The 7,181-nt window shown below is 52.2% G+C and carries 9 protein-coding genes; 5 read left to right on the forward strand and 4 right to left on the reverse strand.

Going from position 1 to position 7,181, the window contains the following annotated elements:
- Positions 1 to 76 precede the first annotated feature (76 nt).
- From AWU74_RS02930 to AWU74_RS02945, 4 genes are all read right to left on the reverse strand, one after another.
- Complete coding sequence (locus AWU74_RS02930; protein ID WP_062327389.1) at positions 77 to 1,264, reverse strand: ABC transporter permease; 1,188 nt, start codon at positions 1,262 to 1,264, stop codon at positions 77 to 79.
- Positions 1,265 to 1,346: 82 nt separating this feature from the next.
- Positions 1,347 to 1,961, reverse strand: coding sequence for a hypothetical protein (locus tag AWU74_RS02935; RefSeq protein ID WP_062327391.1), 615 nt, complete (start codon positions 1,959 to 1,961; stop codon positions 1,347 to 1,349).
- Between the two features lie 11 nt (positions 1,962 to 1,972).
- Entirely contained in the window at positions 1,973 to 2,869 is an 897-nt protein-coding gene (locus AWU74_RS02940) for a hypothetical protein (RefSeq protein WP_162504714.1), read from the reverse strand.
- A 67-nt stretch (positions 2,870 to 2,936) separates the two neighbouring features.
- Entirely contained in the window at positions 2,937 to 3,338 is a 402-nt protein-coding gene (locus AWU74_RS02945) for a FixH family protein (protein ID WP_162504715.1), read from the reverse strand.
- A 268-nt stretch (positions 3,339 to 3,606) separates the two neighbouring features.
- On the opposite strand from AWU74_RS02945, the gene AWU74_RS02950 reads away from it, so the two are divergent.
- From AWU74_RS02950 to AWU74_RS02970, 5 genes are all read left to right on the forward strand, one after another.
- Positions 3,607 to 3,930, forward strand: coding sequence for a hypothetical protein (locus AWU74_RS02950; RefSeq protein WP_062327399.1), 324 nt, complete (start codon positions 3,607 to 3,609; stop codon positions 3,928 to 3,930).
- A gap of 107 nt (positions 3,931 to 4,037) precedes the next feature.
- Entirely contained in the window at positions 4,038 to 5,564 is a 1,527-nt protein-coding gene (locus AWU74_RS02955; protein ID WP_238580143.1) for a SurA N-terminal domain-containing protein, read from the forward strand.
- A 288-nt stretch (positions 5,565 to 5,852) separates the two neighbouring features.
- Positions 5,853 to 6,167 carry a 50S ribosomal protein L21 gene (rplU, locus tag AWU74_RS02960; protein ID WP_062327405.1) on the forward strand — a complete coding sequence of 105 codons (315 nt, stop codon included), beginning with the start codon at positions 5,853 to 5,855 and terminating at the stop codon, positions 6,165 to 6,167.
- A 130-nt stretch (positions 6,168 to 6,297) separates the two neighbouring features.
- Positions 6,298 to 6,555 (forward strand): 50S ribosomal protein L27, encoded by a 258-nt coding sequence (gene rpmA, locus AWU74_RS02965; RefSeq protein WP_062327408.1) that lies wholly within the window; start codon positions 6,298 to 6,300, stop codon positions 6,553 to 6,555.
- A 13-nt stretch (positions 6,556 to 6,568) separates the two neighbouring features.
- A partial coding sequence (locus AWU74_RS02970) for an Obg family GTPase (RefSeq protein ID WP_187150804.1) occupies positions 6,569 to 7,181 on the forward strand: 613 nt, incomplete at its 3' end.

A 7,181-nucleotide genomic window follows, 5' to 3' on the forward strand; every position in this document is an offset into this window, starting at 1 on the left:
GTTCAAGGCGACAACTTTTTCTGTGCCGCGGGTATAGATTCTGGTAAGCTCTTTGGCTTCGATAAGATTTGTCACGCTACTCACTCCTTATGCTGTCTAAGGGGCGCACACGTGCCGCGCGCCCTGCGGGATACACCCCGCCGATAATGCCGATTAAGGTAATCGAAACAAAGGCGAACACTACTGTTTTCCAGTCGATAGCGATAAGGCTGCCGTTGGGCACAAAGGGGAGAAAATATCGGATCGCCGTTGCACTTGCGCCGGAGAAACCGAAGGAAAGGGCTATCCCTAAAATGCCGCCTATGGAACAAAGCAGTGTTGTTTCGATAAGGATCATTTTGAAAATGTCCTTGGGCAGCGCTCCCATGCTTTTGAAAATGCCGATTTCCTGATACCGCTCAAAGACCGACATAAGCACCGTGTTTAACACGCCGAACATGGCGATTAAAAAGGCGATCATAGCTACCGCCATGACAATAACTTTTGCGCTGCCTACCAAATCCATGATGGTGTTTTTTACCTGCGCCATAGACACAACCTGAATATCGGGAAGTGTATAGAGCGTTTCCTCAAAAGCGGTTTGGTCAGCATCGCTGTTAAGTCTGATACCAAGCATAGTCAGCAAACCTTCTTTTTGGAACACGGTTTGCGCCGTCCGCAAAGGTAAAAATACCATGCCGTCATCCTGTGTTCCGCTTCGGGCGAGCACTCCCACCACTTTGAAATCTTCATCGCTTCCGGGTAACAGCATAAAGTCGCCCACTTCACGCTGTTCCAATTCCGCCGCTTCGTAGCCAATAACTATTTCACGGGCGTCCATATTGGTAAACCAGCCGCCCTGCTTAAATTCAAGGTAGGACTTCATTGCCGGAAATGTCGCGGGGTCAACGCCGAGGTATACCGTGGTTCCTCCGTTATCGCCTTTGTCCGGGTCAAACTCGGCGTGCATAAGCTGCGCGGTAGAGGCGGCAACTTCAGGCGATGAGGCGACGCTGTCAACTATGTCTTGCGGCATATAGCGTAAGCCGGTGCCGCCCTGCAACATTAACGTAGCGGCTTCGTAGGGGCAGCCCTTGGCGGTAAGGACTATTTGAAAGCCCATGCCTTCGATGCTGTTATTAAGCGACTGTTCATAGCCCTTATTAAAGCCTAACAAGGTTACTAAAACCCACGTCGAAAGCATAATTCCGACAAGCGTAAACACCGTGCGCAGTTTTCGGCGCAGCAAATTTTTGTAAGAAACTTGAAAAACATTCAAACTCATAAATACTCCTATTAAAAAGTGCAACTTTGCTGCACACGTAAATCGGCAGTGTTGCAATGCAACACAACACTCCTTGCGTTAATTAACGCTTGTTGAAGACAAAAATGTCCGTCAAAATTAAGTTCTTTTTAACTGCCCGCAATGTGGCGTTAAAATCCGTTGCATCGTCTGTTGAAGGATTTTGTATAGCGGCAACTTTTGCGCTTCCGCCGCTTGCCGTTTGCGGGTTATAGCTTTGAAAATCCGCAAGCGTTAATCCTGCAAACTGCTTGGCAAAGTCATCAGAGCGCAAGCCTGCCGCTTTGCGGTTGGTCATCTTTTGATAATAAAAGCCCCGTATGCTGCCCTGCGCATCGTAGGATAGAAATACCTGCAATCCGCCGTATTGCCCCTTTTGATTAATGCCGTGGATATACCCGATAACGGCGTCCCCTTTATAGATAGTGTACACCGTGTAGGGGACGTCAACCGTTTCATACAGCCCTTGAAACTTGTCGCCAAGACGGGTTTCAATTTCCTGCAATAGCGGCTGTCCGCCAAGTTTGTCAACCGACAAATACGCAGTTTTGTAACCAGTGCTTTCGGGAAACAGCCGCTTAACGTCGCGGTCGGGGTCGTTGAGGTCGCAGCCAACCGCGGCAAATGCCCTTGCCCCAAATCCTAAAACAAGAATAAGCGGCAGTAAAATTTTTCGCATAAATCTTTCCTCTATACTCCAAAGTATGCATAGAGTTGGACGGCAACCCTGTGTTCATTTGAAACGCTGGACCATTCATACACGGTTCGCAGCGTCAAATCCTGTGTTAAACGGAATGTTGCGCCGCCGCCCGGCGTGTGATTTTGTATTCCGTCCCTATCGGTATAAACGTATTGCGCTTCAAGTTTCAGGCGGTTCTCGTCTAAAAAATTAACGCCCATGCGGTAAAACACCGCAAACGCCTGTTTTTCGCCCTTTACACCACAATTGACCTCGGCTTTTTGCTCGATGTTATTATAGTTACAGGCAATATCCACGCCGCCTATCAACACGTCTTTTTGCGCATGGCCGTGCCCCATAGTGTCAGGAATCTTTCCCCTCATAAAGGAAAGACCTATGTTGTAATTATCAAACGAGAGCACACCGAATGAGCCGCGGGCGCTTCCCAAAAAGTTTCTGTCCAGCGCAAAACCCATGCCGGTGCCGGTTGTAGCAGCGAGCTTTAGGTCTCCGCTTGCAAAATCTTTTGAAAAGCCTCCGCCCCAATCGCGGTCAAAACCAAAACCATACATAGGCAGGGGCTGCAATAAATCCCCGTGCGTATCCCAGTAGGACGCAAGACCAAACGCAATGCGGTCGTGCCCTATCCATAAGTCCCCAATAGGCGTTTTGCCTTTCAGGTACGCGTTGAACAACTGCGGCTCTACGAGTTTCATATCCGCGTTGTATGCCAAACGGAATTGAAAACCGGCGCTTGCCGCGTCCCCGGTAAGGCCCGCGAACTTTTTGATAAGGTCAAAACCGATTGAGTTCTTTTGCATCACATCATGCGTCCCGGCAGAGCGATAGATTGCGCCGTTTTCTTCGGATGAATAACCGGCGACCCCCTGCGCCTCAAAGTAAAACAAACTGTCTGCGGCGGACGCATTTTGCGCTGTCACCAACGCGATGAATCCTATCAAGAAGCGTTTCATGTCAGATACCTACCGGTATTGCCGCGGTATACAGTTCTTTGCCGGACTGTTTGAAAACAAGGTCAAGCTGCCATTTTCCTCTCATGGCAAAATTGACCGGAAACAGGTAAAACCCTTTTTGGCTGGTGAGAATGGTCTTGGGCGCCATAGAATGCTGCCCCGCCATAGAAGCCATATCGTAGCTGCCGATAATCTGCAGGTCGGTAACTTGTTTCCCGTCTTTGTCCCAGAGCGTTATGCGTAAAACGCTTTCGCCCATTTTTGGTTTTTCGGGAAATTCCGCTTTGAACGAATACGAATCATTTATGACCGTCTTCGCTCCCGCTTTTACTGTTTCGGCAGAGACGTTTGCCGAGATGCCGAGCGCTAAAACAAGCGCTGTTAGAAAAAATACCTTTTTCATTTTTACTCCTATAAAAAAAGTTATACCGTTGCTTTGCACAATGACTGTGCAGAAATTATACGGAACACCTCCTTTCGGCGGTTCATAATTGCGCCGCGCTGCATTGCAATGCCACGTCTCCGCTGTCTTTGTCAATAGTTGTGTTCAAACAAAGGCATAAACCAGCGCAATTCAGCGACCCCTCGGCGTATAGGCAGAGCCGCTTCAGGGGTTTTGCGCTCGCCCTGCGTATGCAAAGCTTTTGACAGGCTCGCGGAACCCCGCGTCTATGCGCCTCATACCCGCGTATGCGTCACGGAACTTCGGGTATATGCCGCATAATTCCGGGTATGAGTCTCTCCGACGCGGGTACGAGGCGCGGAATCCCGCGTATGAGCGGCGGAACTCCGAGGTTCTGCGGCGGAGTTTCGTGCAGAAATGGCGCGGCACGCGGGCACGGAAACAGGCGGAAAGGAGCCGCGTGCGCGGGAATCGAGTACGCGCTCTTCTCCGATGGGGCGTGCCGCGCGGCGATTTGCCCCTGTACGGGGAAATCATGACGACAATAGCCGCGCCTGAAACGTCCGCCGCCGTTGCGCGGCGCGCGCGCTGAAAGCGTCCGTGCGGTATGCGCGCTGCCTTGACAGGGGCAGTTGCTCAGTGCTAGATTTTCGGAGAAATCAGCGGAAAGGGTACTTAATGGACGCAGGCAAATTTCATTTGGTAAGCGGCGGTGAAAAGGCGAAAGAAAAAGACGCGGAGCGCCGCAGGAAAGCGCGGCAGCAGACCGCGCTGTGGGTCGGCTCGGTGGTGATACTGGTTTTTGCGGCGATAACGTTTATTTTTGTCCCGTCAGTGGCGCGGGGTTCCGCGCGAACGCCCCGCCCGTTCGGGTCTTTCGCGGGCAAGGCGATAGAGCTGACGCCCGGCTCGGTGTTCGCCGATATGGTAAACCGCTATCAAAGCCAGCGGCGCACGCAGAGCGGAAGCGACTATGCAATGCTGCAGGACGCTTTCAACGCGACGGTGCTGCACTATGCGTTTTCACAGGCGGTGAAGGATTCCGGCTATGTCGTGCCGGACGCTCAGGTTGACCGCGAGATGCTCCCGTATTTCTCCGACGAAAACGGCGTGTTTTCCCCGCGCCTGTTCCGCGACGCCCCAGACAGCACAAAAATCGCGCTCCGCAAGGAGATTGCCGACAACCTTGTCTTCCGGCGGTATTACGAAGACGTATTCGGGCAGAATGCGGGCGTGTTTTCGGCGGAAGAACCGCTGTACGGCAGGAAGTCTTCGTCCGCCGAAAGCGCGTTCTGGAAACGCGCAGGCAAAAAACAGCGCAGCTTTGAGCTCGCTTCCTTTAATCTGTCCGATTATCCCCGCGCTGAAGCCGCCGCGTTCGCCAAGGAGCAGCCCGATTTATTTGCCAAATACGACTTGTCGGTTATCACCGTGTCGAGCGAAGCGGCCGCGAAAAAACTGCTCAGCCAGCTTGCCCGCAACGAAGTGCTTTTTGCCGATGCGGTGACCGGACGTTCCTCCCGGTTCTATTCGGGCGACGACGGGAAACTGTCCGCCTCGCACCGGTATCGGTGGCAAATCAAAGATATCGTGCCGAACGAGGCTGACGTTGCGGCGCTCGCCTCGCTTGCGCCGGATTCCCTGTCCGGAGTCATCGAAACGATAAACGGGTATTCGATTTTCCGCGCAGACGGCGCGCCGGTCGAAGTCGACGTTTCAAGCGGCGAAGCGGTTGACGCCGCATATGATTATATACGGCTGAAGGAACGGACGCGCATTGAAGATTATTTTGTCGGCGTAGGCAAGGATTTGGCGCTTGCCGCAGGGCGGGACGGTTTTGCCGCAGCCTGCAAAGCGTTCAGCGCGGTGAAAACCGACGTATCGGCGTTCCCGATAAATTACGGCAACAATCCGCTGCTTGGCACCGTTTCGCTGCCGGCGGAGCTTGCGGGAAACGAGCGGAACGAGAGCTTTTTTACGGCGGCGTTTTCGCTTCAGGCTGGCGAGATTTCAAACCCGCTGGTACTCGGCGAGCGCGTCGTGGTGTTAAAGCTCGCCGAAGAGACCGAAAAAGCCGACGAACCGGACAGCGGAAACACGCCGGACGCTCTGTTCCGGTATTATGCCAGCAGTTTTGACCAGAGCGCGGCTCAAACAGCGGCGCTGAACGATAAGCGGCTTAAAAACAATTTCTGGGCGGCGTATGAGCAATATCACCTGAATTAAAGAAAGCAGCAGGAAAGAAATCCCGTCGCGCTGAAAAATTCAGGGTAACGATAGTTTTATTGACGGAAGCGTTGTCCTGCTACATGTAAATCGGAAACAGTGAGGCGATTCATCTGGTTTATCGCGTCTGCCGCAAAAGACATGATGCCAGTTACTATCTTATCTATAAGAGCCGTATCCAATGCCACTGTTTTTTAATCTATCAGTTGTGTTATAGCGGCATGCTTGACATACTTTCCGCACCTATGCTAGGGTGCTTTTCATTCGTTTTAATACTGGAGCATCTATATGTACGCATTGATTGAGTATAAGGGCAAGCAATATAAAGCTGAAAAAGACGCCGTGCTCACTGTTGACAAACTGAATGCTGCCGAAGGCGACATTATCGCTATCGAAAACGTTCTGTTAGTAAGCAATGACGGCAATATACAAGTCGGCACGCCGTATGTGACGGGCGCGAGCGTCAAAGCGGTGGTTGAAAAATCATTCCGCGGCAAAAAAATCATCGTACTCAAATACAAGAGCAAGAAAGATTACCGCAGGACAATCGGGCACCGGCAGGGCTATACTAAAATCCGCGTCGAGGACATTATCGTCGCATAATGACACGGTGACCTCCAATATTCGCCGTGAAGGTGGACAGTTTTATTCCCATCTAACTGAAAATGAACAGGTTTCGATAAAATCGCGGGCTACAGTGTAGCTCGGTAAAAACAACAGAGGAATTATCATCATGGGACGAAAAAAAGGCGGAAGCGGCGCGAAGAACGGGCGCGATTCAAATCCAAAATACCTTGGCGTAAAAGTATATGGCGGTGAAACCGTAAAGGCGGGAGCAATCCTTGTCCGGCAGCGCGGCACGAAATTCCACCCCGGCAACAACGTAATGAAAGGCGGAGACGATACTTTGTTCGCAAGTGCGGCGGGAACCGTCGTATACCATAAGCGCAGGGGCAGAAAGCTGGCGTCCGTTACTGTGCCGAGTGCATAACAAGTCGTAAACCGTGATTCGTTTTGCGGATGAAGCGCTTATAGAAGTCCGCTCAGGAAAAGGCGGCAACGGGTGCGTTGCGTTCCGCCGCGAAAAATATGTTCCCGCAGGCGGGCCTGCGGGCGGCGACGGCGGGTGTGGCGGCAGTGTCGTGTTTGTGGTGCAGCGCAATTTGCGGACGTTATCCCACCTGCGCTATAAACAGCTATTCAAAGCGAAAAACGGCGGCGACGGAGAAGGCTCGAATCGGCACGGCGGAAACGGCGGCGATATACACATTCCGGTGCCGCCCGGAACAATTTTAAAAGACGCTGCGACCGGAGAAATCGTCCGGGATTTTGCGTCGGCGCGGGAAGACGAGCCGTTTGTGTTTTTAACAGGCGGCAAAGGCGGCTGGGGCAACACGCATTTCAAATCGTCGGTGAACCAAACGCCGCAATATGCGTACGAAGGAACAGCAGGCGAGGCTAGAATGCTCGCCGTAGAGCTGAGCGTCATCGCTGATATTGCCCTCGTGGGTTTTCCGAATGCGGGTAAATCGTCGCTGCTCGACTATTTTACCAACGCCCGCCCGAAAATCGCCCCGTACCCGTTTACCACTAAAATTCCCAATCTTGGCGTGCTGA

The sequence above is a fragment of the Treponema endosymbiont of Eucomonympha sp. genome (assembly GCF_001028545.1).

What these genes read in the sequence shown, in the direction of transcription:
- AWU74_RS02930 (WP_062327389.1), bottom strand. Translation starts at nt 1,264, where the DNA reads ATGAGTTTGAATGTTTTTCAAGTTTCTTACAAAAATTTGCTGCGCCGA.
- AWU74_RS02935 (WP_062327391.1), bottom strand. Translation starts at nt 1,961, where the DNA reads ATGCGAAAAATTTTACTGCCGCTTATTCTTGTTTTAGGATTTGGGGCA.
- AWU74_RS02945 (WP_162504715.1), bottom strand. Translation starts at nt 3,338, where the DNA reads ATGAAAAAGGTATTTTTTCTAACAGCGCTTGTTTTAGCGCTCGGCATC.
- AWU74_RS02950 (WP_062327399.1), top strand. Translation starts at nt 3,607, where the DNA reads ATGCGCCTCATACCCGCGTATGCGTCACGGAACTTCGGGTATATGCCG.
- rplU (WP_062327405.1), top strand. Translation starts at nt 5,853, where the DNA reads ATGTACGCATTGATTGAGTATAAGGGCAAGCAATATAAAGCTGAAAAA.
- rpmA (WP_062327408.1), top strand. Translation starts at nt 6,298, where the DNA reads ATGGGACGAAAAAAAGGCGGAAGCGGCGCGAAGAACGGGCGCGATTCA.